This is a genomic window from Dolichospermum sp. DET69 (assembly GCA_017355425.1).
Lineage (GTDB): Bacteria > Cyanobacteriota > Cyanobacteriia > Cyanobacteriales > Nostocaceae > Dolichospermum.
Map to the genome: position 1 here is coordinate 5,507,009 of CP070233.1, position 26,929 is coordinate 5,533,937.

Sequence of the window (26,929 nt, forward strand, 5' to 3'; positions counted from 1 at the left end):
GTACAGGATTCAGCCTGTATTGTACAGGTTTTTATTTGTCTGAATCAGGATATCCAGGATTTAAGGATGTACAGGATGTGGATTTTCGTGTTTAGTATGTGATTAAGCCTGTATTGTACAGGTTTTTATTTGTCTGAATCAGGATATCCAGGATTTAAGGATGTACAGGATGTGGATTTTCGTGTTTAGTATGTGATTCACCCTGTATTGTACAGATTTTTATTTGTCTGAATCAGGATATCCACCGATTTAAGGATTTATAGGATGTGGATTTTCGTGTTTAGTATGTGATTCACCCTGTATTGTACAGATTTTTATTTGTCTGAATGTGGAAGCAAACAGATTTATTTTCCAGGTAAATCTGCCACTTCTCCGGCGCTCACCATTGCCCGATATAATAAAGCACAAACATCGGCTCTAGTGGCAACTTTTTTAGGATTTAGCAATTTTTTATTGGGATAATTAGTAATTACATTATTTTCTGTTAATGCAGCAATAAAATTATGATGTTCACTTCTAATACTAGAAGCATCACTATAAACTGAAAGGATATTTTTTGTTGAACCTGTAAATTTATAATTCAATCCTTTAGCTAAAGTTATTAAAACATCTAGGCGATTCAGCTTTTGTGTAGGATTAAAGTTTTTAGTATTGAGAACAGTAAAAAAGCCCATTTCATAAGTTTCTCGAATAGCATCATAAGCCCAATATTTACTAGAAACATCTTTAAAATTAATTGCTTCTCGAACCTTAGTTTTAATAAAGATTTTTTGCAAAAGAGCGGCTAATTCTGCACGAGTTACAGGTGCATTCGGACGAAAATTACCATCAGGAAATCCGTCAATTACTTCCATTGCGGCTAATTCAGAAATATATTCTCTAGCCCAATATTTTTTAGAAATATCAGAAAATGATACCTGAATACCTTTAGCTACGCCTATTTGCCGATATTCACTTAATAACTGGCTAAGTTCAAAACTAGAGTTTTCAGCAATTGGTGTTAACTTAACCAAACTACCAGGAGCAACTGTTAAGGCTTTGGCTAATTTAGGATCAAAAGCATTAATAGATTTACCAACTACAGCAAAATCACCTTCACTAAAAGAAGTCGGATAAGTTCCAGTTGTCGTAACTTTAGAAAATCCTGCGGCTTGATATTGAACAATATTGATCTTTTCAGAACTATTGAGAAAAGTAACTTTTTGGTTATTAATTTCCGTAAAATAGTCGTAAGCATTAGTATTATCAACAATGCTATCATTGTTAACATCAAAACCATAAAAGGTGCGAACTACTTGATATTCGCTAGGATTGGCAGATAAAATCAAATTAACGGCAGTATTTTCCGGTAAACAGACAAATTCACTATAACCAATAAAGCGATTTTTAGTATCATATAAACGGATCACAATGCGATCGCCTAATTTAAATCCCTTAACAAACTTAGCCTTTTGTTTAATCTTATATTTATAATCACCTAAAAATCTTTCTTGACGGTATTTATTGCCATATTTACTCTTAATAGAAATACGGGCAATCACTTCTTTTATAGTCCCTCCCGGTTGCCATATAGCCAGAGTGAATGCTGATTTCTTCTCCGGTACAAGATTACTGGTAACTGGAATTGTGATTGCTTCACCATCAGATTGAGCTAGTAAAAGTTGCGTTTGTGGGGAACTACTAAATTTTGATGCAACTGGGGAAGAAAGTCTTGATACTGCTAATGCAGAAAATATTGGCGATAATGCGACAACAGAAACGGCTGTAACAACCAGCTTACTCCAACTTAAATTAATGGGATTCATAGTATATTATCTCGCACCTGGCCAATGGACTAATGTTCTCTAGATCAAAAATTTTTGATGCTAGTGAACCGTACTGGTAACACAGGGCATTTTATATTACTTTTGTCAAAGAAGCAAAAAAGAGACAATTACCCATTACCAGTTTCAATGTGAATAAGCTGTTACACACGGCAGAAATCACAAATTAAATGTAATTATTAACACAGGTTAATTTTATAAATTTTGTGTAGGTAGCGGTAGAAACACAGCAGGTGAAAGATGAAAAAACTCTGCTAACTCTTGGATGTGACTGACAGTGAGTTGGCTTTTTTCTGTTAAGATATCTGACACCATAGATTCTGTCTTAAATACAGAAATCAAATCTTTTTGATGAAAGCCATATTCTTCCATAAGAGCTTTGAGTAATTCTATTCCATAAATATCAGGAACAGATTCTTTTGTTTGCTCGTATTCGTAAACTAAAGTACCTAGTAAATCAAGATAGTCTTGCTCATCTGGTGTTAATGGAGTATTGTCTATGAGAGAATCAATTACATTTTGAGTAGCAAGTAGTTCCTCATCAGATTTGATAGGTCTAGGAGGGAACGTTTGTAATAATTTAATGTAGCTTGGCGCTTTATCTGAGGTCTTAATCATAATTTCTACCTTAACACCCGTTACAGCCGGTGACGCTTTTACTAATAGCTCAGAGCTTTAGCTGAACTCTTAATCATCTTTCCATCTATCTTTACTATAGTCCGCGTGAGTCAGGAAATATTTTAAGTATACTTTCTTGCCAATGAAATCAATATAAGTAATTAGGCGATAGTCTGTACCACAAATATCAAAAATAATAAAATCATCTACTTTATCAACGCTACCTTGTTTGAAATTTTGGCAGACTTCGTTAAAATCTTGCCATTTAGCTAATTTCGCTCGTTTATGCCAAGTTGAAAGATTAGCTTTAGCATCAGGATATTTGCTGGAGAATTCCTTGAATCTTGTTTCGGATATTATTTTCATAATATAATTTTGTGTTTTTTTAATTATAGGCATTGTTCAATGCTTAATATATCACAAAATTATTATAGTATGCCACTATCAACCATACCAAAATCAAAATCATTTGTCAACTGTTGTTTATTTATAATATTTGTGTAAGTATTTGTGTAGGTATGGTAGGCTTGTCCGGTTGGACTTATTTATCCCGCACCCCCGCAAAAATTTCATCGGGGTTAATTTCTGCTGACTCCACATTATATTCCTGACGAAATCGTTCTATAGATTCCCCAAAACTTGGTATTTTATTTAATAATCTTTCATATTCAGCAGTAGAAATAATCACAGCAATTTGTTTACCTGCTTGGGTAATTTCGATTTGTTCACCTTGTTCAACTTCCTGAATCATTTTGTTGAAGTTGACGGGAATTTGTTCAATTGAATATTGCATAAGACATAAAAATCATCCTGTACTTTATCCAAAATACCAAAAATCTCACGCCCAAACACAAAAACCCTCTCCGTGCCTCTGCGCCTCTGCGTGAGATAATACTCTAACTTACAACCACCGAGCCGCATCCTTAGCGTGGTAAGTCAAAATTAAATCAGCACCAGCCCGTTTAAAGCCAGTTAAAGTTTCCATCACAACGCGCTGTTCATCAATCCAACCATTCAAAGCCGCAGCTTTAACCATTGCATACTCACCGGACACATTGTAAGCTGCAACAGGTAAATTAGTGGCTTCTTTAACGCGCCAGATAATATCCATATATGCTAAAGCTGGTTTTACCATGAGCATATCAGCACCTTCAGCAATATCCAATTCAATTTCTTTCAGGGCTTCGCGGGCGTTACCAGGGTCCATTTGGTAAGTGCGTCTATCCCCAAATTGCGGTGTTGAGTCAGCAGCATCTCTAAACGGACCATAATAAGCCGAAGCATATTTGGCAGCATAGGACATAATGGGGATATCTTCAAATCCCGCTGCATCCAAACCTGCGCGAATAGCTTGGACAAAACCATCCATCATCCCCGAAGGTGCGATAATATCTGCACCAGCTTGAGCTTGGGAAACAGCGGTTTTCTTTAATAATTCCAAAGTTGGATCATTTAAAACTCTTCCGGTTAAATCACCAGTTTGTAAATAACCACAATGACCATGACTTGTATATTCACACAAACAAGTATCAGCCATAACAATTAAATCAGGAACTGCATTTTTAACTGCGGTTGCTGCTTTTTGCACAATCCCACAATCATGCCAAGCGCCTGTAGCATCTATGTCTTTATCTGCGGGAATTCCAAAGAGGATAATTGCCGGAATTCCTAAGTCATAGACCTCTTTAGCCTCTTCAACAATCTTATCTACTGAAAGTTGATAAACACCGGGCATAGATTTGACTTCCTTGGCAATACCTAATCCTGGCACAGCAAACAATGGATAAATCAAATCGCTAGTAGTTAAAACGGTTTCACGTACCATACGGCGTAATTGGGTATGGCTACGCAGACGACGAGGACGATGTATAGGAAACATAAATTTTGTTCAGACAAAACAATACAATAGACACAGAACAAAGCGTCACAAAAGCTAGTTTTTAACTTGCTCTATTCAGACAAACTAGAAACAGTGCTTTAACTGTCTTTTGCCCTACTGTGGATGAAGCTGTGGGGCAATTTTATATGTTACAACTGGATAGACATTTGCTTATAACAAATTTGTAAAAAACAATCTTAAAAAATCATGGAATTAATTTTGATAAGTTGTTTAATCACAGGTCTATGATTAATTAAACTACCATATTTTTCCTGATTTGATCTAAAAAACTCGGAAAATAAACGGATAACGGCAAGGTTGATTAGGCTCGCTAAAAACGCCTATAAGCGCCCAAATAGTTAATCCCCAGTGGATGATATATCCTAAACCGGCCAGTGGTAACAAGATGATTAGGGGTAAAACTAACCAACCAGTCAGAAAAAACAACGCTCCCAGAATTGCTCCATATAACCAAACATTAAAATGGAAATTGATGGATTCTTTGGCATTGTCTTTAACGACAGGATCATCTGATACAAATAGTATGGCTATGGGTAAACCAATGGAGACAATTGTGGTACTGAAAAAAATTGCTCCATGACACAATGCTGATAATAATTTACGTTTATCGCTGTCGTACATTGTTTACTCCTATACAATTTTAGTTAATTATTATATCAAGAATGAGCGCCGGATTTCCAAATAAGAAGATGCACAATTTCTGTCAAAAGTCAGAATCAGGATATGAGGTTAAGGTTTGATTTTTTGGATATTGATTTATCAAAGAAATAAATCCCACATTTTATACCATTAGTGACAATATTCTTAGCCACAAGCATCACAAGTCCCCTCAACTGTCACCTCATACCGTTCTACTTTTAACCCCTCCCGCAGTTGACTGACATCAATATCGGGGAAAACATTCCAGTTGATATCTTCAATTGCACCACAGCAGTTACAGCGAAAATGATGATGGGGGGCAACATTGGCATCATAACGGGATATCCCCTCTTGTAATAGCACTTCTCGCACCAAACCCACTTCCCGCAGTGCCTGAAGTGCCGCATACACTGTGGCTTGAGAGGAAGTAGGTGCTTCCTGATTCAAGTCTCGTAAAATTTGATCAACTGTAGGGTGATCTTCCCTTGCTAATAGATTTGCATAAACTCCAAATCTCTGGGGAGTGACTCGCAACCCTCTATCTTTCAGGGTTCTGACAATATCATTAGCTTTTTGCTGCATAGCATTTACTTAACTATATAAAGATATAAACTCCTATTATAGCTGTTCTCTTCTCATAACTAAAATTTTTTAATAAATACATTAGTAAATAAGTATTTATGACTATTGACTAATTCCTAAATCAGAATTATTCTGATTTATGTGATCAAGCTACTGATGCCCTAAAAAAACTCCACAAAAAAGATGATCCAATTTTGTGGGATGGGCATCTTGCCCGTCCCTGTATTATTAGCGGGCAAGATGCCCGCACCACAAGAAATTTTGGATATTTCTTTAATTGGAAGTCTCTAAGGAAAAGCAGCAACACGAGTTAAAATCTTCCATCGAAAAAAGAGGTATTTATGACTGCTATTACTCACGTTCCAAATGTAGTATTCAAGACTCGTGTTCGGGATGAATCTATAGGTGGACCCAATCCTTACACTTGGAAAGATTTAACCACACAAGAAATTTTTGCTGGTAAGAAAGTAGTATTATTTGCTCTTCCTGGTGCATTCACTCCTACCTGTTCTTCTACCCATTTACCTCGCTACGAAGAATTATTTGCAGAATTCAAAGCACAAGGTGTAGATCAAATCATTTGTTTGTCTGTTAATGACGCATTTGTGATGTTCCAATGGGGCAAACAACAAGGTGCTAAAAATGTTTTCTTGTTACCAGATGGTAGTGGAGAATTTAGCCGCAAAATGGGAATGTTAGTTGATAAATCTAACATCGGTTTTGGTATGCGTTCTTGGCGTTATGCAATGGTTGTCAATAACTGCGAAATTGAAAAGATGTTCATTGAATCTGGTTTTGCAGATAACTATGGTGATGATCCTTTTGAAGTTTCTGATGCTGATACCGTTTTAGCTTACCTCAAAGGTGTAGCTCGTTCTACAGAAGTTGCACCTCGGTTAGCATTTGTTGGTTAATTACTAAAAGTTACAAACTTCAACCTTTTGATAGAGGTTTATAGTTTTTAATTCATATAGTGCAATAAGGCAAGGGAAGTTAGTCTGATGAAACTTCCTTTGCTTTTTTGTTTTGATAGACAAAATACTATTAATTCTGTCTAAGAACTTAATTTAAAAATCATGGATTTGAGCAGATACTATTCCAAAATATAAGAGCAGGATAAATTTATAGCTTGATTCCATGCAAGTGGAGTATTCAAGGAGGTGAATCAATAATGAGAATTACAATTTCTGAATTAGAACTGAGGATTGCAGAACCGATTCTGGATGAACTAACACCTTGGGAAATGAAGACGCTTAAAGGTGGTTACACGATGAGAAAAGACAGAAAAACTCCAGAAACAACTAATACCACTGATTTTTCTACACTTTTCAAAGAATTAGACGATACTCTTGATAAGTGGAAAATTAGCCTCAAAGGGACAACAGATAGTCTGGGAAACAAGTTCAATTTTTAAGCTCTGCTGTTGAAAAATTAAATATTTAAGTTACTTTCGTGGATATTCAGATTTATTAACCTGAATATCCACGATTTTTTATTTAGTTAATTAATTCAAACTAAGAATTTACACTTTTAATAAAAGACATAATTCAGATATTTGTGTCTTTTTGACTGGGTTAAAACCCTTGATTTTTCTAGTTTCCCTGAATAAAAATAGTAGGAACAGTTAAGGAAACACAAACTTAACTGACTCGCAAATTCTCTTTACAAAATACAAATTTTCTTGGAGGAAATCATGGCAACTATTACTCTTTCTCAATTAAATGTAACTGGTTCTGAATTATTTCAAGATTCCGACAGCTATCTAAATGAATTGAATGATGCAGCTTCTGTATCAGTTCATGGTGGTGGTAGTGATTTTAGCGGTTTTGGTGAATATGGTGATTTTGGCGTTAAATACCTGGAATTCTTAGTTGATGGCTATGCGATCGCTAGTATCAAGCATATAGCTAAATCCTTCTCCAATGACTCTCATTCCGCACACTAATTGCTTGGCTTTGTAGTCAAATACAAAGCCCTTATGGCTATCCAGAATGAAAAAGTAAAAACCAATTTATAGGACTCCTATTTGATTTTTGAAATATACCTAGGGTGGGCATTGCCCACCGGATCAGGGTTTTGGTGGGCAATGTCCACCCTACACCACTTACTATTTTTTAGGAATCATTTAGGATTGCTATATACTGACTCGCAAATTGTCTTTACAAAATACAAGTTTTCTTGGAGGAAATCATGGCAACTATTACTCTTTCTCAATTAAATGTAACTGGTTCTGAATTATTTCAAGATTCCGACAGCTATCTAAATGAATTGAATGATGCAGCTTCTGTATCAGTGCATGGTGGTGGTAGTGATTTTAGCGGTTTTGGTGAATATGGTGATTTTGGCGTTAAATACCTGGAATTCTTAGTTGATGGCTATGCGATCGCTAGTATCAAGCATATAGCTAAATCCTTCTCCAATGACTCTCATTCCGCATACTAATTGCTTGGCTTTGTAGTCAAATACAAAGCCCTTATGGCTATCCAGAATGAAAAAGTAAAAACCAATTTATAGGACTCCTATTTGATTTTTGAAATATACTATTGGTGGGCAATGCCCACCGGATCAGGGTTTTGGTGGGCATTGCCCACCCTACACCACTTACTATTTTTTAGAAATCATTTAGGATTGCTATATATGCTGACTCGCAAATTCTCTTGACAAAATACAAGTTTTTTTGGAGGAAATTATGGCAAGTATTATTCTTTCTCAACTAAATGTAACTGGTTCTGAATTATTTCAAGATTCCGAAAGCTATTTGAATGAATTGAATGATACAGCTTCTTTATCAGTTCATGGTGGTGGTAGCGATTTTAGTGGTTTTGGTGAATATGGATATTTTGGTGTTAAGTACCTAGAATTCCTAGTTAATGGCTATGCGATCGCTAGTATCAAGCATATAGCTAAATCCTTCAGTCATGATGATTCTCATTCCGCATACTAATTGCTTGGCTTTGTAGTTAACTACAAAGCCCTTATGGCTATCCAGAATGAAAAAGTAAAAACCAATTTATAGGACTCCTATTTGATTTTTGGACTATAGGTAGAGTGGGCAATGCCCACCCTACACCACTTACTATTTTTTAGGAATCATTTAGGATTGCTATATATGCTGATTCGTAAATTCTCTTTACAAAATACAAGTTTTTTTGGAGGAAATTATGGCAAGTATTATTCTTTCTCAACTAAATGTAACTGGTTCTGAATTATTTCAAGATTCCGAAAGCTATTTGAATGAATTGAATGATACAGCTTCTTTATCAGTTCATGGTGGTGGTAGCGATTTTAGTGGTTTTGGTGAATATGGATATTTTGGTGTTAAGTACCTAGAATTCCTAGTTAATGGCTATGCGATCGCTAGTATCAAGGAAATAGCTAAATCCTTCTCCAATGACTCTCATTCTGGATACGGATACTAATTACTTGGCTTTGTATTCAACTACAAAGCCCTTATGGCTATCCAGAATGAAAAAGTAAAAACCAATTTTTGTTATTACTAATAATTCTGGATAGTTCATAAGATTGAATCTGACATTAAAGCTGGTGAAGTAAATGAATTTGCAGACATAAAAACTGAATTTTTGTAGAGGTAAGAAATGGCAAATATTACAATTTCTAATCTACATAGTGCGGATGAAAAAGAGTTTATTACCAATCTAAATAAGATGGACTATGTATCTATCTTTGGTGGTGAATATAATTCTGCTAATCAGATACTTTATTATGGTATTAAGGGATTAGAATTTGTATTGGCAATCTATGCCATAGATACCATTTCATTATTAACCAAGACATTCAAAAAATATTAAAATTATTTCATTTGCAATCATGGCATTCCTAATAAGTTCTACCAATGTTTTCAATTACCTGGTTGAAAACAAAATTTGTCAATCACAAGAGCAGTCATTAAGTAAAATCGAATTAAAATCTGCTAAAAACTTTAACTTGTTAATTAGTCTACCAGATGGTCGTCAACTCTTAGTAAAACAAGAGCGTCATGATCAAAATGGCAAAACTTTAGGTGAATTTACAGATGAATGGAGAATGCATGATTTTTGTCAAAAATTCCCAGAAATGAATCATTTACAAGGATCTTTATCAGAAGCAATTCATTTTGATTTAGAAAATTCCATCATTGTTTTTAACTATCTCAATCAATATCAAGATCTAGCAGAATTTTACGCTAAAGAACAGGAATTTCCTCCAGAAATTTCTCAGTTGGTTGGTACAACTCTTGCAACTATTCATCGCATCACAATAGATAATAAAAACTATCAAAAGTTTTTTGAAAATTCTCTCAAATCTCCAAATCTTACCAAAGGATTAGATAGAATTACACCAGAAATATTTGGCAAAGTTACGGCTGATGGTTTGAGGTTTTTTTCTCTTTATCAACGTTACGATAATTTAGGAAAAGCCATTGCCGAATTAAATCATAATTTTACTCCTTGTTGTCTTACCCATAATGATCTCAAACTCAATAATATTCTTTTATCTTTGCATTGGGAAACAGAACTTGAGGAGAAATTACCTGGAAGTAAAAATATCATCCGACTAATTGACTGGGAAAGAGGTAGTTGGGGAGATCCTGCTAATGATTTAGGCACAATAATTGCTAGTTATCTCCAAATTTGGTTGTATAGCATAGTATCTAGTAAAACTATACCAATTGAAGAATGTTTGCGGTTAGCTGCTATTCCTTTATCAATGATTCAACCTTCTTTATCAACATTAGTTAATGCTTATTTAACTACTTTTCCAGAAATTTTAGAACTGCGTCCAGATTTCTGGCAGTTAGTGATGCAATTTAGCGGTTTAGCTTTAATTAGAGCTATTCAAGCGAGACTGCAATATGAAAAGACTTTTGATAATACAGGTATCTGTATCCTTCAAGTTGCTAAGAGTTTATTATGTCGTCCACAGGCATCTATTCCTACAATTTTAGGGATGGAATTTTCCACAATTATTTCTAAAAATTTGTCTCTTGTTTAAAAAAGGAAAGCTTATATGCAAGTATTAGATTCTGTTTATAATCAACTTTTCCAATTACCAAAAGAATTACAAGTAGCACTGCAAAATATTGTTGATAATTTGGAAATAGAATCATTCTATTCCATTAAGCATCCAGAATACAAATTATTAGAGTTACCAGAATCAGTTATTTCTCGCTTTGAAAGTCTATCCTTAGATATTCAAAATAAACATTTGAGTATGCAATTACGTAATTTTCTCTACAGTGCTTATTATAACGGTTCTTGGCATAACTCCTCTCCGACTGATATCGAGACAAATAACCTCAGTAATAATAGCTTATTTGGCATGGATTTGGCATTTTATGAAAAACTACATACAAGTAATACAGGTGAAGGTTATTGGAGTAAAAATTGGCTAGTAGTTCATGAAGAAAGTGATGGTTGTTTAGTAGTACAGAAAAATGGTTTAACCTTACATATTGAGCGGGATTTATATTTATCAGAAATTGATAAATCTGCTAATATTGGTGATTTAGTTGCCATCAAAATGCCTAAAAATTTAGTCCAAAATGGATTTTATATGGCAGTATCTAATCTAGGAACTCAAAATAATCAAGATATTCTCAGAATATACTTTAATGTATCACCAGAAGGTGCGATTTCCGTGATAGAAAATGTAACTAGAGAACTCAATAATATGCAAGTTGCTTTTTCATTTAAAGCTCTATATAATCCTGATGAATATAGACGTTATGATTCAGCAGTGCTTTATTTTAGCAAACATCAATATCAAACTATTTACCCAATATTACAAAAGGTATATTTAGAAAATCAAGATAGTTTTTCTCAACAAGTACCGTTATTTACCAAGCAACTAGCACCGGGGTTAGGTTGTGCGGAAGAACCAGAAAATAAATTTGGTGAAAAAGAAAGTTTTGGGACTAATCGTTGTCAAATGATTGCTAATGGTTTAATTGCTGCTTGGCAAGCAGATAAGAATCACCCTGAAAGTCGAATGACAGCTATTTTTGAACAATTTGCATTACACAAAATTAAGCTACAATATCCTTATCTTAATGCCCATTCTGAGGATATTTATACTCCATTGGCTGGATAATGCTGCTTTTTTAATTAGAGGATGCTTGAACAAGTTTTTAATGTATAAACAAACCCCTCTTGTAAACCTCTCCCCGAAGCGGGGAGAGGCTTTGAAACCCCCCTTCCCTCCTAGGGAAGGGGGCAGGGGGGTTAGGTTTTTGGAGATTATTGGTTTCATCTAATACTTTATGGCTAACGCCACGCTATGCCTGATGCCTCCGGCTCCCGCAGGGATACGGCACACTTCGTGAACGCTATCAAACAACCTCTTAGGGCTACGATATTCTGGTTGTGGTGGGCATTGCCCACCCTACTTAATATCAATTAACTAGCTTCACTCAATATTTCTGCTGGAGCATAAGAAAAATTCGTATTGTCTGCTAATGTCGCCACAATTTCTAATTGATTAATTTGCTCTTTTAACCAATTATTAAATAAATCTCCGAGAATTGCTATCCGCATTTGTTCATTTAATTCTGGAGCAATAATTTCTTCAACTACAATGATATGGACTCCTTTGGGTGTAATCACTGGTTTAATAATTTCTGGGGGATTAGCGGCAAAAACTGCGGAAGCAATTTCTGGTCTAAAATCACTACGTTTGCGGATACCTTGATATCCTCCAGCGCGTTTTATTTCAGGATTTTGGATATATTGACGAGCAATTTCTTGAAAACTAATTTCCCCTTCCTTGAGAGCATAAAATAGTTCTAAAGCTAAATCTTCATCATCTAATATTACCTCATAGGTAACTGCTGCGCTGTAATCAATTTGGTGAGCATAAAAGAATGGTTCAATTTTCTCACCAAATAAATGATGAGCTAATTTTGCAGATAGAAGATTGAGATTGGCGATTTCTTCAAAGTTATCTAAGGAAAGATAATGTTTTCGTAACCATTCCCAGGTGTCTTCTGCTTTAACCAGGTTGTTAACTAATCGTAAACTATCTGCGGATTGTTGTAATTCTGCAATTTCGATGGCAATACCTTCTTTATCAGCAGTTTCTGTAATAATTTTTCTGCTGGCAATTGCCTCTAATAAACCAGGAATTTGACAAGATATTTTCAGGTGATAAATAATATCTTCATTGGATACTTTTATAATATTTGACATGATCTAATTCCTCAATTTACTAAATTGATTAAAAATTCTTTTTTCTTGAATAAATTATGAGCGTATCTATCATATTTAGCTAATATATTATTTTCTTATCTCTATCTAATGGTACTTTTACTATTTTTTATAATTTACATCAAAAAAAATTCTAGCATGATATTCTAATAGTTTTAATTTTAGGTAACATGAGCATCAACCCAACCTTGGTTAAAAATACCGCCTTGTAGCAGGGTTTCCCCGCTGACAGGTGTAGGTTTTTTACATTGTCTTGAGGACAAGACAAGGCAGACAAGGTGACAAGGGAGGAAAACCGGACAAATGAATGGATGATTAGTAACAAAACAACCCATGAATTGAGTATTTTGTGGATAAAATCCTCCTTGTCTACTATCCTTCCTTGTCTTCCCGGTCTGGCCTTTACAGAGAATATTAAAAACCTACACCTGTCAGGGGTTTCCCCGCCCCTGATTGTATTTTATTCGACTGAGAACCGCTATAATTTGCATAATAGTCTACTATATACTGAAGAGCCAAATTTGCTAACTTTGGGGATAATTTAAATTTTTGTAACATAACATAATCCTACACCGCACCTAAAAGCATGAGTGTAGGACTATCCTAATTATTACCCTACAGAAATAATCTGCGGTTGAGTTGCTACCTTTTTCATCGCTGTGAAAATTGCTTCTCTAGCCCATTTATCCGCTGCTAAGATGTCATCTAAAGAGGGATTTTGTGTGTGATCATTTTGATGTAAATCACACACAAATTCAATACACTTAGGAATATCCAAAAAGTGAATTTTCTCATCTAAAAATAATGCCACAACTTGTTCATTTGCAGCATTTAAAACCGCCGGCATAGAACCACCAGCCCTACCAGCCGCATAAGCTAAACGCATACAAGGATATTTTTGATGATCTGGTTCACGGAAAGTTAAATCACCAGATTTTACTAAATTCAATCTTTCCCAATTAGTGTAAATTCGCTCCGGCCAAGATAAAGCATACAGCAAAGGTAAACGCATATCTGGCCAACCCAGTTGAGCTAAAACAGAAGTATCTTGTAATTCTATTAAAGAGTGAATAATACTTTGAGGATGAATCACAATTTCGATATTGTCATAATCTACCCCAAATAAATAATGAGCCTCAATTACTTCTAAACCTTTATTCATTAAAGTTGCCGAATCAACGGTGATTTTTCGCCCCATTGACCAGTTAGGATGTTTAAGAGCATCAGCAACTTTTACTGTTGCTAATTTTTCCACAGGCCAATCTCGGAAAGCACCACCGGAAGCGGTTAGTAATATCTTTCTTAAACCATCTTTAGGAACACCTTGGAGACATTGAAAAATAGCAGAATGTTCGGAATCTGCTGGTAATAGCTTCACTCCGTGTTTTTCCACCAAAGGTAATACCACAGGAGCGCCCGCAATCAGAGTTTCTTTGTTGGCTAAAGCAATATCTTTGCCCGCTTCAATAGCTGCAATCGTTGGTAATAACCCCGCACAACCAACAATACCAGTAACAACGGTTTGAGCATCGCCATAACGAGCAACTTCTATCACTCCTGCTTCCCCAGCCAGTAAAATGGGTTGAGGAATTAAATCTTTGATGGCTTCTTTGAGTTCTGGTAATTTTTCAGCAGCAGAAATGGCGGCAATTTGGGGACGAAACTGGCGAATTTGCGCCGCGAATAGCTCTACATTTCGTCCAGCAGCTAATCCAACGATGCGGAATTTATCGGGGTGTTCAGAGACGATATCTAGGGTTTGCGTACCAATTGAGCCAGTAGAACCGAGGAGAGTAATAGCTTTCACAATTTTTTAAGAATTAACAGGTAATTTTAAATTTGACACTCTCAGGTCTAAAGACACTGAGATTCTACAGACAGAATTAGTTTAATCTAATTCTCGTTACGGTGGTCAAACACCGTCTAGTGAGTTTACTTAAATTAAGTTTAAGTTTTCCCGTTACTTTTTTTAAGATATTCGCTGATCCATTGAGATCAGCATTTACTAAAAACTTTTCACCTGTTAAGTAAAGTCCTCTCAAAATTCGTCTCCCAGATGCTTTCCACCCTTCGGGTTTTGGGCTTCGCCCCGCTTCGCTAACACCGTACTTGGGTAGGGAGTCTCCATCTAAAAAACTCGATTTTGAAGTATAACTCTCCTCTGTCAGATGAAAGTTTATCCCATATTGGCAACACAGTTGATTAAGTCGATCTTTCAACTTACCTAATGGCATTTGAACAAATTTTTGATTGTTCAAATTACCCATATTGGAGTTTAGTTTAAACCCATCGTTCCAACCTAGAACTAAGTTACCTATTTTATTTTTGAGGCAGTGGTCAATAATCAACCTTGCACTTTTGTTGATCCCATCTCTCATTTGATGGTTTCGTTTTCTGGTAACTCGATCTAACCAACTGTCCCAGTAGTCACTTGACTTGCCTTCTTTTTTAGTAGAGACTTTTTTATTCCAGAGTTGATTGTCAGCTTTTAGTTTTCTTGAGTCAATTAAAAAAGAATTTCCTAAAGTATCTACACAGGCTGCTAAATTATCGGCAGTTCCCAAATCAATTGATAGGGCTTCACTAATATTTAAGTCAGTTATCTCTGGCTCAACCAAATAAGACAACTCCAGGTAAAAAGCCCCATTTTTGGGGAATATAGTCAACTCTTTGATCTTTGAGAAATCTAAGTTAATTGGCATCGGGAGAAAGAATTCAGATATTCCAAACCATCTTTTTACTGTCAACCCTAAAGGAAATCTAATTTGATTATTTTCAAGAGTTGGCTTACCCGCTCCAGTATTGGGAAACGCAACTTTAAAAAGTTTAGATCCTTCGAGGTAACTAGGAGGCTTAGGTCTAAAAAGTAACTCACCTTTGTTGAACTTGTTTTTTAATTCTTTAAAGGATTTAAAAGCTTCGCTTACTGAGATTAGTGTTTGTTGAGCAACTACCGAAGGTAGTGAACTTGCTAATCTGGTCTTGCTCACAGTTGACTCATATATTAGGTCAAATTTACCAGTGAGTAACTTACCAGTTTTGAAAAGTGTTTGTCTAGCAAAATAGACCCCTGAGTTATAGAGTTTACCCGATTGTTGACAAAGGTACTCTAATATTGCTTTAGTATCTTTATCAGGGGATAATAGGATTTGTTGAACTCCCATTAAGGGTTTATTTTTTACCATGATTTGGATTTTCGCTATTATATTTATGATTTCACAAAATGATAAATTAATCAAGAAGAACGTAGGCGACTAAAGTCGCACGAGCGATGCCCTGAGCGTAGCCGAAGGGTCGCTTATATCTCAGGTCTGAAGACGCTGAGTTTTACGCTTACCGAGAGATTTATAAATGGCTGGGGACTCATTGATAAGAGCGATCGCCAGAATCAATTAACCCAAATCAAACTTTTTGCTATTTTTGGCACAAATGCGTAATATTACTCAAGAGTAACATTGTCATGACCTCAGAGTTAGAAAAATAAAAGCCTATGGTAAAAGTGCAAATAGCGATCGCTTCCCTCCGAGACGCTGTAATTACCTTACTGCCAAAGCGGTCTATTTTCCCCCCCAGGATCACAAAATTTATCTGGACAAGGGATTTTCTGTTTCCTGCGTCTATGTGGCTTTTGAGTCGCTTATGGATGGGAGCAGTGATGTTGTTGATTGCTCCCCACCTACCAGCTTTACAAAATGGCGTTACGCCCCATCTTGGTTGGGGGATTTTTGATGCTTGGGATAGTGTCCATTATCGAGCGATCGCCACTGAAGGATATGAATTTATTAATGATGGTAAACAGCATAATTTAGCATTTTTCCCTCTGTTTCCTGTCTGCATTTTTATCTTCATGAAATTAGGTTTTTCCTTTGAAATAGCTGGATTAATTATCAATAATTTGGCATTTTTAGGAACACTTTATTTCTTATATGCTTGGGTAAAAAAACAATGTGGCATAAATGCAGCCCATTGGACAATTGCTGTGATGGCTTACTGTCCCATGTCTCTGTTCACAGGAGTAATTTACACAGAAGGTTTGTATTTATTATTGAGTACAATGGCGTTACGCGCCTTTGACGAAAAACAATATCTTTGGACAGCAATTTGCGGGGGAATGGCAACAGCAACACGTCCGACAGGAATGGTACTAATTCCTGCATTTTTTATAGCAGCTTGGAAACAAAATAAACCATTAACTGCCTACATTGCAGGTTTATTATCTGCTACAGGTTTGTTAATATTTAGTGTGTATTGTGAGCTGAATTTTCATGACTTTTTAGCCTTTATTGCTGCACAAAAAGGATGGCGGCCTTCCTTCGGTTTTGATTGGGAAGGGTGGTTAAATATGTTCATGCAAATTCCCTTTGGCAACAATTGGCATTATGGTTGGGTAGAGAATGATGAAGGTGGAATTAAAGATATTTGGTATCCGCTATTTTTTGGCTTAATTGTCATTGGTTCTTCATGTTTATTGTATTGGCGTAAATATTTCAATCCTCTAGTATTCTATGCTGGCTATATAATTGTGATATTATCATTAATAATTGCCAATCAAGACTTAATAAATAATTTGCTTAACGTATCTATGATATTAGGTAGTAGCTACCTTTTATGGTATGTCCGTCAGCAACTGACTCCAGTTATGGTAGTTTATGGTTTTTGTGGTATTGGATTACTTTTAGCTTCTGGTGGCACAATTTCTTTAAGTCGTCTTGCTTATGGAATTGTTCCTTTGAACATAGCTATAGGTATGTGGTTATCTCGCTATCCCCGTCAAGCTTATTTAGTTCTGGGTTTGTTTATCACCTTACTTAGTAAATTAGCCATAGGTTTTGCTCAAGAACTTTGGGTAGGATAGGAGAAAAATATCAGGAATTAGAATTTTCATTTAGTGATTCTATGTCAGGAAACTTTACTTTATTGTATAAATCTTGTAAAGAAATTTCAAAAGGTAAGGTTTCCAAAGATATGTTTTCATCTTCTTCGTCATACTCACACAAATTCCATCTTTTCTTCCCAGTTTTGGAAAATTGTTCTACATAAATCCGGTTTTGATCAATTAATAGATATTCTTGAAAAGTGGGAATTGTCCTGTAAGCTGCAAATTTATCTTCTCTGTCGTAACTTTTCGTGGATTTAGATAAAACTTCAATAATTACCTGGGGATTTGTAATTGTATCTAAACGATTATTGAAAAATTCTGGTTTATCTGCAATAATTATTACATCTGGATAAGTATATATTAGTCTTTGAGGTATCTATAGACGCATATCACTCATAAAAACTTCATAATTTTTATCTCTAAAGGCAAAATTTAGCCCAGAACTTAGATTTAAAGAAATGCGGTTATGATTTATAGAAGCACCAGCCATAGCAGTCAGTAACCCAGCCCTAAAGGGACTGAGCTTGCAAGAGAAATCAAACAAGCTGTACTGACCAGACCACCCTGAGCATAGTCGAAGGGTAGCCGTTATTTGAGTCACGACACCCCGGAATGCGAAGCTAGTTCCCTGCTCTGTCGCTTGTGATTAAACAGTTCTAAGGTCACTGGAACAGTGTTACAAGCCTAAAAAGCTCTTATAACAGGTCGAAGCTAACATTACCCCAGCAATGGGAGTTGGTTTTTCAGGTTTCCAATCAAAAAACCTGACTAAAATTTAAGATTCAATGCGGTTAAAACCGCCCGTGCCGCTTCCCTCTCAGGTCTAAAGACACTGAGTTTTCCGCATACCGCGAGGTCTTATGATTTGTTCTTCAATATATTCGCTTTTGTAGTCAGCAGTTGCTTCTAATTCCAGATATTCCTCTGGAGTGTAATATTGCTTTTGGGTTAGTTGCATATTTTTGATGAGAAAGCTATGTTGATTACTTTAACGTATTAGTAATAATTATTGCTTAAATTTTTATCTATTAAGTTTCTAATACTTCTAATTTGTTGCCTCAGAGATTTAGCCAAAGTATGGTATATTTTATAGCGTTAGTAATAGATAAAATTTTTACCTCGGTTGTATATTTTGTATAATTGCTTCTTATTTAATTCTATTATTAACTGATCACTTATTCAGACAAAATCATATTCATGATAAAGAAATCAACTAATCATTTATTAGAAATAGTTAATCATAGGTTTAATCAAATATCAAAATCTCTACAATTACCTATACCAAGATATTTATTTATTGGTATTATTTTTGCTGTAGTTATTCGATTAGTTTGTGTTCCCAATCAATCAGTAGATTATAAATATTTTTTAGCTCCTTGGTATGATTTCATTGCATCTCATGGCGGATTTAGTGCATTGAAAGATGGTTTTGCTGATTATACACCTTCATATCTTTACTGGCTTGTCATTGCTTCTACCCTGCTTTCTGGACTACCGAAAATTTTGGCAATCAAACTTTTTGCCATGATTGTTGACTTTATTTGTGCATTTTTCACTTATAAAATTGTCAAACTTAAATATCCTGTGGGTAAAATGGCAAATTGGGCATTTTTAGCTGTCATATTAAGTCCCACTGTAATTTATAATAGTTCTCTTTGGGGACAATGTGATGTTATCTATACCACAGGATTAATTGCTTGTATTTACTTTTTATCTATTCACAAGCAAATTCCCGCATTAATTAGTTTTGGTATCGCACTTTCATTTAAATTACAAGCGATGTTTTTAGCACCTTTATTACTAATTTTATTAATTAAAAAGAGAGTATCTTGGTTTTATTTACCAATAATTCCTTTAGTATATGCAGGTGCAATGTTGCCAGCTTGGATTGCTGGTAGACCAATCAAAGAATTGCTATTAGTATATTTTGAGAATTCTAATAAATATAAAGATCTAGCTAAAAATATACCCAATCTTTATCAATGGATTCCTAACGAATTTTATAATATTGTTGTGCCAGTAGGTTTACTATTAACTGTAATTGCCATATTTTTGTTAGCATATCTAGTTTATAGAAGTAAATTAGAAATTACTCAAGACAGACTGATATATTTAGCGACAATATCAGTATTTTTTATGCCATATATCTTGCCAAAAATGCACGAAAGATATTTTTATCCTACAGATATTTTGTCTATTATCTTTGCTTTTTACTTTCCCCAATATCGCTGGGTAGCAATATCAGTACAACTAGCATCATTTTTTAGTTATCTAGGAGCTTTTAGTGCGGAAAGTCCCATATATATCAAAATATTTTCTATTCCTTTAGGTTTGACATTATGGTTTGTTGTCCGAAATTGTGATATGATATTTCCGCAAATCAAAGCTAATTTATCCTTGAATTTGAATAATAAGTTGTAGCGTGGAAAAGTCAAACATAAAAAATAATAATCTTGGTGTGATTGTTGGTATTAGTGCCTTAATATTATTAACATCTAGTCTTCTTAGACATGAGTTATTTAATTCAGGAGGAGATTTAGCATTTTTTGACCAATGTGTTTACTTAATTAGTCAAGGTAAACAACCAATCTCTTCTATACTTGGTTTTCATGTTTTAGCTGATCATGCTGCTGGGATTTTATACTTTTTGGCTTTATTGTACAAAATTCATCCTAGCGTTTATTGGCTATTTACAGTCCAATCAACTGCGTTAGCTTTAGGATCTATACCTACATATTTTTTAGCACTACAAGCAGGTTTAAAAGAAAATCAAGCAATAGCAATAGTAGCAGTATATCTACTCTATCCTCTGATATATAATGCTAACTTACTTGAATTTCATCCAGATACAATAGCTGTTCCTGCACTTTTGACAGCAGTTTTAGCTGCAAGAACAAAAAAAATAATTTGGTTTTGTGTAAGTGTTTTAGTAGTATTGGGATGTAAAGCTGTACTTTCATTAACAGTAGCAGCTATGGGGGTTTGGTTACTATTATTTGAAAAACGGCGTTTTTATGGTGCTATAGCTATTATTAGTGGGATAGCATGGTTTTTAATTGCTAATAAAATAATTATTCCTTTTTTTGGCAGCGAAGCAACATTACTAACTCGTCATCTTTATCGCTATAGCTATTTAGGTCACTCATTTTCTGAAACATTACAAATTATTCTGTTTCAACCACAAATTATTTTTAGCCATATTTTTACATTAATAAATTTAGAATATTTGTTTTATTTATTAGTGCCTGTAATATGGGGTTTAAGACCCAAATCCATGACACCTTTAATAAGTGCAATTCCTTGTTTAGCTTTAAATTTACTTGCTGATCATCCTTCCCAAAAAAACTTAATATGGCATTACTCTTTACCAATTATTACTTTTTTGATATTATCCTTAATTGCCAGTTTAGCAGCAGGTAAAGCTTGGATACAACAGAAAAAAGTAATTATTTTATGGTCTTTGTTTTGGTTTTTAGCATTAGGTAAATTTGGTTTTTTTGCGGGAAAATATCTTAAAAATTTAGATAATTGGCAAGCTACAAAAGAAGGAATATCTTTAATTAAAACCAAAGATAGCGTTCTAACTACAGATGTAATTACACCACATTTAACCCAGAGAGAGTTAATTAGATTTCAATATAATATTAATGAAGTTAACAATTTTCATTATATACTGATCAATGTTCGTAACCCTGGTTTGGTGGTAAGTACAGCAGATTATAATAATTTGGTCAATAAATTAAAAACAAATTCACAATTTGAATTAAAGTATCAGAAAGATGATGTATTTCTATTTGAACAAAAATAAATCTTTGCTTCTATGTTGATATTCAAAAAAAATAACTTCATTCAGAATAGTCTATTTTTTATCATGGCAATGTGGTTATCTAGTAGACTACTAATAACCGTTACTATGTTAATTATTGCCCCATTATTTCCAGTGTCATCAACAGGTGTTATTGCCACCTTTAGCTGGGATGTTTTTCATGCTTGGGATAGTGTTTGGTATGAAAAAATTGTGACTTCTGGTTATGATTTTTCTAGGGATGTAAAACAAATTCATACAGTAGCTTTTTTTCCTTTATTTCCATTATTATGTCGTTTAGTAATGACTACTGGTTTACCTTTTAAAGTTGCCGGTATTTTAGTAAATAACTTAGCATTTTTAGCGGCATTAATTACAGTTTATTTTTGGGTACAAGAACTTTATGGTAGAAATGCAGCAAGATGGATAATAGCAACTTTAGCATGGTGTCCTTATTCTCTATATGGAACTGTAATCTACACAGAGGGATTATTTTTATTATGTACTACCTCTGCTTTACGAGCTTTTGAAAAAAAACAATATATTTGGACAGCTTTTTGGGGTATATTATCTACGGCAACAAGAGTACCAGGAGTAGCATTAATACCAACTTTTTTGTTTGTTTCTTGGCAAGAAAAAAGAGGTATAAAAGCCTATATTGCTAGTTTAACAACCGGACTAGGTATTATCCTTTATAGTCTTTATTGTCAACTTAGATTTGGTGATGCTTTAGCTTTTATTCATGCACAAAAAGCATGGCGTGGTGATGTAACAGGCTTCGCTTGGCAGGGTTGGTGGCAAATGCTAATGCAAGTAGTAGTAGGTTTTAATAATTGGAAAGCTGGCTATATTCAAGATTATTTACAGCCAATTATATTTTTAATTATTGTCATATCTGGATATTTATTATGGAACTTTCGCTTACAAATAGGTTCAAAAAAAGTACACTATGGATTTTATTTTCTATGGTTATTAATGTGGTTATTAGCAGGAGATGAATTGTTTAAAATAGTAATTATTTTTGGTGGAATATATCTACTATGGTTTTTTCGGACTAAAATTCCTCTTGTTACCTTTGTCTATGGATTATGTTCCTATGGATTAATTTTAAATACTGGAATTACTCCTTCGGCTGAACGCTACGCTTATGGTATTGTATCTTTATCCATTGCTTTCGGTTTATTACTTGAACGCTATCCTCGTTTAAGATACCCAGTTATGTCTTTTTGGGGAATACTAATGGTGATATTTTCTATTCGTTTTGCCCGTGATCTTTGGGTAGCTTGAATTAAACACTATAGATTAGTATGCTGAAAAAATTAACCCAGTTTCAAATGCTTGCAAATTTAATGAAATAATATGAAACATAAATCTCACATCAGTCCAGGAGTACCAGCTTGAGAAAGAATCACTTCCTCTCCTGACAAAACTCGATGGAGTAATTCCCCAAAATCACCTAAATTATCTGGAAGTTCTGCATTATACATTGGTAAAATTAATTAGTGGTAATCAAGTTAAAACCCTTAGCTTCTCCTATCATTTTACTCTCTTTTAAATTCATTTTCTGCAAACTATCATGATCCAGCAACAAATAAGATTGATGAGAAAATCTATCTTGTAAATCGGCAATAGATGTAGGAATAACCTGACAATCACAATAAAAATCTAAGCTAGGACGACTATCAGGAAAAGAAGTATAAATTTTTGTTCCCGCAGGAACATTATTTTTAATTAATGTTGCTACTGGGACAACAGGGAATTTTTCATTTAACTCCCAAATCCAAGATTTAGAATTCATTAATAGTCCTAAAACAATATACATTCCCGCAAATAAAACCGGGATAAATTTACGGTTATGCTGATGAATTAACCATGCTGTTATTCCCATAGTTATTGCTAAAATAATACTCATGACAATTAACAATGGCTGTTTATCAACGGTACTAAAATAAACACAACCAGCTAAACCAACAATAACCAAAAATCCAAAAAATCCTGTCAGAAATTTGGTTTTAAACTTATTTTCTTGCCAAATATAGCTTAAATTAGCCCCAATTGCTAAAGCTAAAAATGGATAAACTGGCATAATATACCAGGGTAATTTTGTACCCATTAAAGAAACTATGGTAAAATAAATAATTGTCCCAATCAGAGTTAAACAACCCCAAGCAGTATTACGATTTTTCCAACATAAATATAAACCACCTGGTAAAAACAACAACCAGGGAAAGCCATATTTTAGTAACTCAAGTAAATAATACCAAATAGGACCACTATTCCCTTCCACAGCTTTTCCCAGTCTATCAAAAGCTTGAGATTGAAAATGCACTTGCAAAAAAGTATCTCCATAATGTTGATATTGGGCAAAATACCAAGCAACAGCAGGGAAATTACCCAAAAGCATTCCTATCCATAGAAATGGATTTTTCAATATAGCTAATTGTTTATTAGCAATAATAAATAAACCTGCTATTCCTGCTAAAACTAACACTAACATTCCCTTAGTTAGCGTAATTAAACCCAGACAAAAACCAATACCAAGAGCATATTTTTTATACTCACGTGATTTTAATGCACAAAATAATAATAATAGAAAAAAAGAAATAGTCATCCCATCTAACATTGCCAGTCTCCCATGACGCACCACAGGCAATAATGTTAAATAAACCAAAGCTGAAAATAAAGCTGGTAAATTTTCTAAAAAAACTAAACGCCCGATTAAGTAAAGTAAAGGAACTCCTAAAGCCGTTAAAAATGCTCCCGGAAATCGGGTAGTAAATTCTTGCACTCCTCCTATGTGATAGCAAATAGCAATTAACCATTGCATTAAAGGAGGTTTTAATAAAAAAGGATCTCCTTGTATAGTAGGATAAAGCCAGTTACCAGTTCGGTAAATTTCTCTAGCAACTATTGCATAAGTTCCTTCATCCCAATCTCGTAAAGGTAAATTACCCAAGCCTATCAACCATAACATTAAAGATGCAATTAACAACCCTAATAACCATTGTTTATCTCTCATATTTTAGAAATTAATTATTGGTAGAAATTTCATAATATTTGTCACAGTTTTTAAAGTTTTTAATTCTGGTATATCTGGTTTTAATTTTTCTGCTATGACTAAGTTTTTTTCAGCTTGTCTGGGTTGAAAGTCATAGAGATAAACAAATGCTAGATAAACCCAAGTATAAGGATTTTCAGCATCATATTTAGTTAATTCTGTTAAATTCTGGATTAATTCTGAGGCTTCGCGCTGTAAAAGTTGTGAGAGAACTAGAGTATAACGCCAATTCAAGTTATTTGGTTCATTTTGTAAGTAATAATTAGCAGCAAATTCAATTTGTTTTAAATAATCTTGAGTAGCATCATATTGATTGAAATTATCTATCTGTACAAATAGATTATCTAACTTTCCTTTTTGTAACTCTATTGCTAATTGTGACATTCGGGAAACTAAATCTAAAGGTGGTGTTTTTTCTAGTTTTCCTGTATCTGTTACATTTACAACTATATTGGAAATGTTTAATGGTATAATTTTGCCATCTCTTCTATCTAAATATAGGGCTGAGAGTTGATATTTTCCTGTGGGTAATGTCTGGGGAATAAATGTAGCTAGATTCTCAACTACTCGAAAACTTTCTTGGGGATGACATTTCAAACCACAATATAAATTCCCTAAAGCAATCCCATGATCATGATACCAAGATGATTGTCCATTCTGCCATTTTAATAGTAATAAACCATTTTGTAATTCATCCCATGAACCTGTTATTTGATAAGTAACTGAGTTATTTTGACCTATTATAAATTGATTAGGAGTTATTACTTTTTCTAGAGTAACTGGCTTATTGTCACTAGTTAATTTTTCAACAACTATCTGAGAATTTTTGCGATGATATAATCGCAATTTATCATTATGAGGTAATACCCAATTACCTTGTAATTGTAAATCAGGAGAAGTTTCTACCAAAAATTTTAACTTGCGTTTAGTTTCTCCCTTTTCTCCTTGTTCATCTGGTTCATTATCTTTAGTAACATACCAAGATAAATATTGTAAATCTTGATCTACTTGAGATAATTTCATAGTTAATTTTCTGCCATATATACGAAAATCAGCTAATGTACCAAAATAATCTAAAGTAAACTCATTAACTTGCGGTGTAGAAACTGGAATTACTCCTAAAGTTGTGCTTAAATATGGTGTAGTTTGACTAATTCTCTCCATTAATTGTGTTAGAGGATATTTTTTACCCTCATCATTAGGTAAATGTTTTCCTCCCCAGGCTTGAATTAGGGGTAAAGGAAACAAATTATTTAGTAAAATAATGCCACTTAATCCAATAGTTACTAATCTTAGTTTATCAAACCAAATATTTTCAACTAAGTTAAAAAAGTAAGCCAAAATTAAACTAATTATAGGAAAAGAGGGAAGAATAAATCTAATATCTTTATTTGTACCAAGAGAACAAATCACATAGCTACCCACCATGTATATAAATAACCAATTTAAACTAGATTTATGAAAAATAGCTGAAATTGTATCTTTGGAAAATCTATTTTTAATGAGATAAACTAATAAAATACCTAAACTTATAGATAATACTAGTAAACCAACACTTTCTGGTATAAATTGCGGATAATATAACCAACCAGCAATGGTTGTAGCAGAAGGATCACCTTCCCCTTTTCCTACATTGTTAGCATTTAAAGCAGACGTGATAATTGTTAACCAGTTCAAACTATACCAAGAGCCACAAATTAACCAAGCTAAAATTAAAGATAAACTTGTTTGAATTAATTTAATAAAATAACGTTTTCTAATAAATATGATTAATATCCAGATACTAGGAATTAAAATGAAAATAAAGCCTGTAGGTTTAGACAACATTATCAACCCGATTCCTAAACCCAAGATAATAGTGAGTATCCATGATATCCAACCAGTATAACTATCTTTCCAAATGGTTAAAATGGTAAATGTGAAAATGACAACTGCTGTTAAACCATAATCTAATAAATAATCTGTTCTGATAATTCCCAAAATAGGAAATAATAAACAAAATAAGCTGCCAGTTATAGCAATTTTTCGATTTTTAAATAAATATTTACCTAGATGATATACTGATAAAATAATTATGGCTGTATATAATAAATTAACTAAACTAGCTTGATCATGTCCCTTACCAAACAATACCAAAAATGGTACGGTACAAATGTATACAAAAGGAGCGCGATAACTAGGGCTTAATTGCCATAGAGATAACCACCAATCACTTGATAAAATATTCAAGTTTTGAAAAATTCGATAATGATGTAATGCTCCTGTTAAATGTGCGCTTTGATCATAAGAGGGAATAGATTCATCTAAAAAAAACCATGTTCTATCTATAACTAATCCGATTAACCAAATTACTAATAGTATGAGATAATCTTTTCTTAATTTAGAATCATTTAAATAATTCATATTTACAGGAATGCAAAGTT

Annotated in this window: 25 protein-coding genes and 2 pseudogenes; 13 read left to right on the top strand and 14 right to left on the bottom strand. The window is 34.0% G+C overall.

Annotated features, from left to right (window positions below; all coding sequences use genetic code 11):
• Positions 1-344: 344 nt before the first annotated feature.
• From EZY12_25270 to EZY12_25300, 7 genes are all read right to left on the bottom strand, one after another.
• Positions 345-1,805, bottom strand: coding sequence for an S-layer homology domain-containing protein (locus tag EZY12_25270; GenBank protein QSX67903.1), 1,461 nt, complete (start codon positions 1,803-1,805; stop codon positions 345-347).
• Positions 1,806-2,018: 213 nt separating this feature from the next.
• Positions 2,019-2,441, bottom strand: a complete 423-nt coding sequence (locus tag EZY12_25275; GenBank protein ID QSX67904.1) for a transcriptional regulator — start codon at positions 2,439-2,441, stop codon at positions 2,019-2,021.
• Positions 2,442-2,510: 69 nt separating this feature from the next.
• Entirely contained in the window at positions 2,511-2,807 is a 297-nt protein-coding gene (locus EZY12_25280; protein ID QSX67905.1) for a type II toxin-antitoxin system HigB family toxin, read from the bottom strand.
• A 175-nt stretch (positions 2,808-2,982) separates the two neighbouring features.
• Positions 2,983-3,234, bottom strand: a complete 252-nt coding sequence (locus EZY12_25285) for a type II toxin-antitoxin system prevent-host-death family antitoxin (protein QSX67906.1) — start codon at positions 3,232-3,234, stop codon at positions 2,983-2,985.
• A gap of 108 nt (positions 3,235-3,342) precedes the next feature.
• Positions 3,343-4,320 (bottom strand): porphobilinogen synthase, encoded by a 978-nt coding sequence (hemB, locus tag EZY12_25290; protein QSX67907.1) that lies wholly within the window; start codon positions 4,318-4,320, stop codon positions 3,343-3,345.
• Between the two features lie 282 nt (positions 4,321-4,602).
• The gene (locus EZY12_25295) at positions 4,603-4,962 is read right to left on the bottom strand and encodes a DUF4870 domain-containing protein (protein ID QSX67908.1); all 360 of its coding nucleotides are present in this window, start codon (positions 4,960-4,962) and stop codon (positions 4,603-4,605) included.
• A gap of 183 nt (positions 4,963-5,145) precedes the next feature.
• On the bottom strand, positions 5,146-5,562 hold the full coding sequence (locus EZY12_25300; protein QSX67909.1) for a transcriptional repressor: 417 nt from the start codon (positions 5,560-5,562) through the stop codon (positions 5,146-5,148).
• A gap of 341 nt (positions 5,563-5,903) precedes the next feature.
• Between EZY12_25300 and EZY12_25305 the strand changes: the two genes are divergently transcribed.
• From EZY12_25305 to EZY12_25345, 9 genes are all read left to right on the top strand, one after another.
• The gene (locus tag EZY12_25305) at positions 5,904-6,476 is read left to right on the top strand and encodes a peroxiredoxin (protein QSX67910.1); all 573 of its coding nucleotides are present in this window, start codon (positions 5,904-5,906) and stop codon (positions 6,474-6,476) included.
• A gap of 257 nt (positions 6,477-6,733) precedes the next feature.
• Complete coding sequence (locus EZY12_25310; protein QSX67911.1) at positions 6,734-6,976, top strand: hypothetical protein; 243 nt, start codon at positions 6,734-6,736, stop codon at positions 6,974-6,976.
• 279 nt (positions 6,977-7,255) lie between these two features.
• Positions 7,256-7,507, top strand: a complete 252-nt coding sequence (locus EZY12_25315) for a hypothetical protein (protein QSX67912.1) — start codon at positions 7,256-7,258, stop codon at positions 7,505-7,507.
• Positions 7,508-7,752: 245 nt separating this feature from the next.
• Positions 7,753-8,004, top strand: a complete 252-nt coding sequence (locus tag EZY12_25320; protein ID QSX67913.1) for a hypothetical protein — start codon at positions 7,753-7,755, stop codon at positions 8,002-8,004.
• A 247-nt stretch (positions 8,005-8,251) separates the two neighbouring features.
• Positions 8,252-8,506 (top strand): hypothetical protein, encoded by a 255-nt coding sequence (locus EZY12_25325; GenBank protein ID QSX67914.1) that lies wholly within the window; start codon positions 8,252-8,254, stop codon positions 8,504-8,506.
• 217 nt (positions 8,507-8,723) lie between these two features.
• Positions 8,724-8,981, top strand: a complete 258-nt coding sequence (locus EZY12_25330) for a hypothetical protein (protein ID QSX67915.1) — start codon at positions 8,724-8,726, stop codon at positions 8,979-8,981.
• A gap of 177 nt (positions 8,982-9,158) precedes the next feature.
• A complete protein-coding gene (locus tag EZY12_25335; GenBank protein ID QSX67916.1) occupies positions 9,159-9,371 on the top strand; it encodes a hypothetical protein in 213 nt (70 codons plus the stop codon).
• A gap of 19 nt (positions 9,372-9,390) precedes the next feature.
• Positions 9,391-10,554, top strand: coding sequence for a phosphotransferase (locus EZY12_25340; GenBank protein ID QSX67917.1), 1,164 nt, complete (start codon positions 9,391-9,393; stop codon positions 10,552-10,554).
• Positions 10,555-10,569: 15 nt separating this feature from the next.
• Positions 10,570-11,652 carry a hypothetical protein gene (locus EZY12_25345; protein ID QSX67918.1) on the top strand — a complete coding sequence of 361 codons (1,083 nt, stop codon included), beginning with the start codon at positions 10,570-10,572 and terminating at the stop codon, positions 11,650-11,652.
• A 305-nt stretch (positions 11,653-11,957) separates the two neighbouring features.
• Here EZY12_25345 and EZY12_25350 read toward each other — a convergent pair whose 3' ends face one another.
• The 3 genes from EZY12_25350 to EZY12_25360 form a co-directional block, all read right to left on the bottom strand.
• A complete protein-coding gene (locus EZY12_25350; protein QSX67919.1) occupies positions 11,958-12,746 on the bottom strand; it encodes a peptidylprolyl isomerase in 789 nt (262 codons plus the stop codon).
• A gap of 628 nt (positions 12,747-13,374) precedes the next feature.
• Positions 13,375-14,571 carry a 1-deoxy-D-xylulose-5-phosphate reductoisomerase gene (locus EZY12_25355; GenBank protein ID QSX67920.1) on the bottom strand — a complete coding sequence of 399 codons (1,197 nt, stop codon included), beginning with the start codon at positions 14,569-14,571 and terminating at the stop codon, positions 13,375-13,377.
• 76 nt (positions 14,572-14,647) lie between these two features.
• On the bottom strand, positions 14,648-15,928 hold the full coding sequence (locus EZY12_25360; GenBank protein QSX70831.1) for a transposase: 1,281 nt from the start codon (positions 15,926-15,928) through the stop codon (positions 14,648-14,650).
• Positions 15,929-16,254: 326 nt separating this feature from the next.
• On the opposite strand from EZY12_25360, the gene EZY12_25365 reads away from it, so the two are divergent.
• Positions 16,255-17,619: a glycosyltransferase family 39 protein gene (locus EZY12_25365; protein QSX67921.1), complete on the top strand. Its 1,365-nt coding sequence runs from the start codon at positions 16,255-16,257 to the stop codon at positions 17,617-17,619.
• 10 nt (positions 17,620-17,629) lie between these two features.
• Here EZY12_25365 and EZY12_25370 read toward each other — a convergent pair.
• Together EZY12_25370 and EZY12_25375 are read right to left on the bottom strand one after the other, a co-directional pair.
• A pseudogene (locus EZY12_25370) lies at positions 17,630-18,133 on the bottom strand (Uma2 family endonuclease).
• 369 nt (positions 18,134-18,502) lie between these two features.
• Positions 18,503-18,601, bottom strand: a pseudogene (locus tag EZY12_25375) (Uma2 family endonuclease).
• Between the two features lie 239 nt (positions 18,602-18,840).
• Between EZY12_25375 and EZY12_25380 the strand changes: the two are divergent.
• From EZY12_25380 to EZY12_25390, 3 genes are all read left to right on the top strand, one after another.
• Entirely contained in the window at positions 18,841-20,064 is a 1,224-nt protein-coding gene (locus EZY12_25380; GenBank protein QSX67922.1) for a hypothetical protein, read from the top strand.
• A gap of 40 nt (positions 20,065-20,104) precedes the next feature.
• Positions 20,105-21,451 carry a DUF2079 domain-containing protein gene (locus EZY12_25385; protein QSX70832.1) on the top strand — a complete coding sequence of 449 codons (1,347 nt, stop codon included), beginning with the start codon at positions 20,105-20,107 and terminating at the stop codon, positions 21,449-21,451.
• 63 nt (positions 21,452-21,514) lie between these two features.
• Positions 21,515-22,735: a hypothetical protein gene (locus EZY12_25390; protein ID QSX67923.1), complete on the top strand. Its 1,221-nt coding sequence runs from the start codon at positions 21,515-21,517 to the stop codon at positions 22,733-22,735.
• 208 nt (positions 22,736-22,943) lie between these two features.
• Here EZY12_25390 and EZY12_25395 read toward each other — a convergent pair whose 3' ends face one another.
• Together EZY12_25395 and EZY12_25400 are read right to left on the bottom strand one after the other, a co-directional pair.
• Positions 22,944-24,467 (bottom strand): glycosyltransferase family 39 protein, encoded by a 1,524-nt coding sequence (locus tag EZY12_25395; GenBank protein ID QSX67924.1) that lies wholly within the window; start codon positions 24,465-24,467, stop codon positions 22,944-22,946.
• Positions 24,468-24,470: 3 nt separating this feature from the next.
• Positions 24,471-26,909: a hypothetical protein gene (locus EZY12_25400; protein ID QSX67925.1), complete on the bottom strand. Its 2,439-nt coding sequence runs from the start codon at positions 26,907-26,909 to the stop codon at positions 24,471-24,473.
• Positions 26,910-26,929 lie beyond the last annotated feature (20 nt).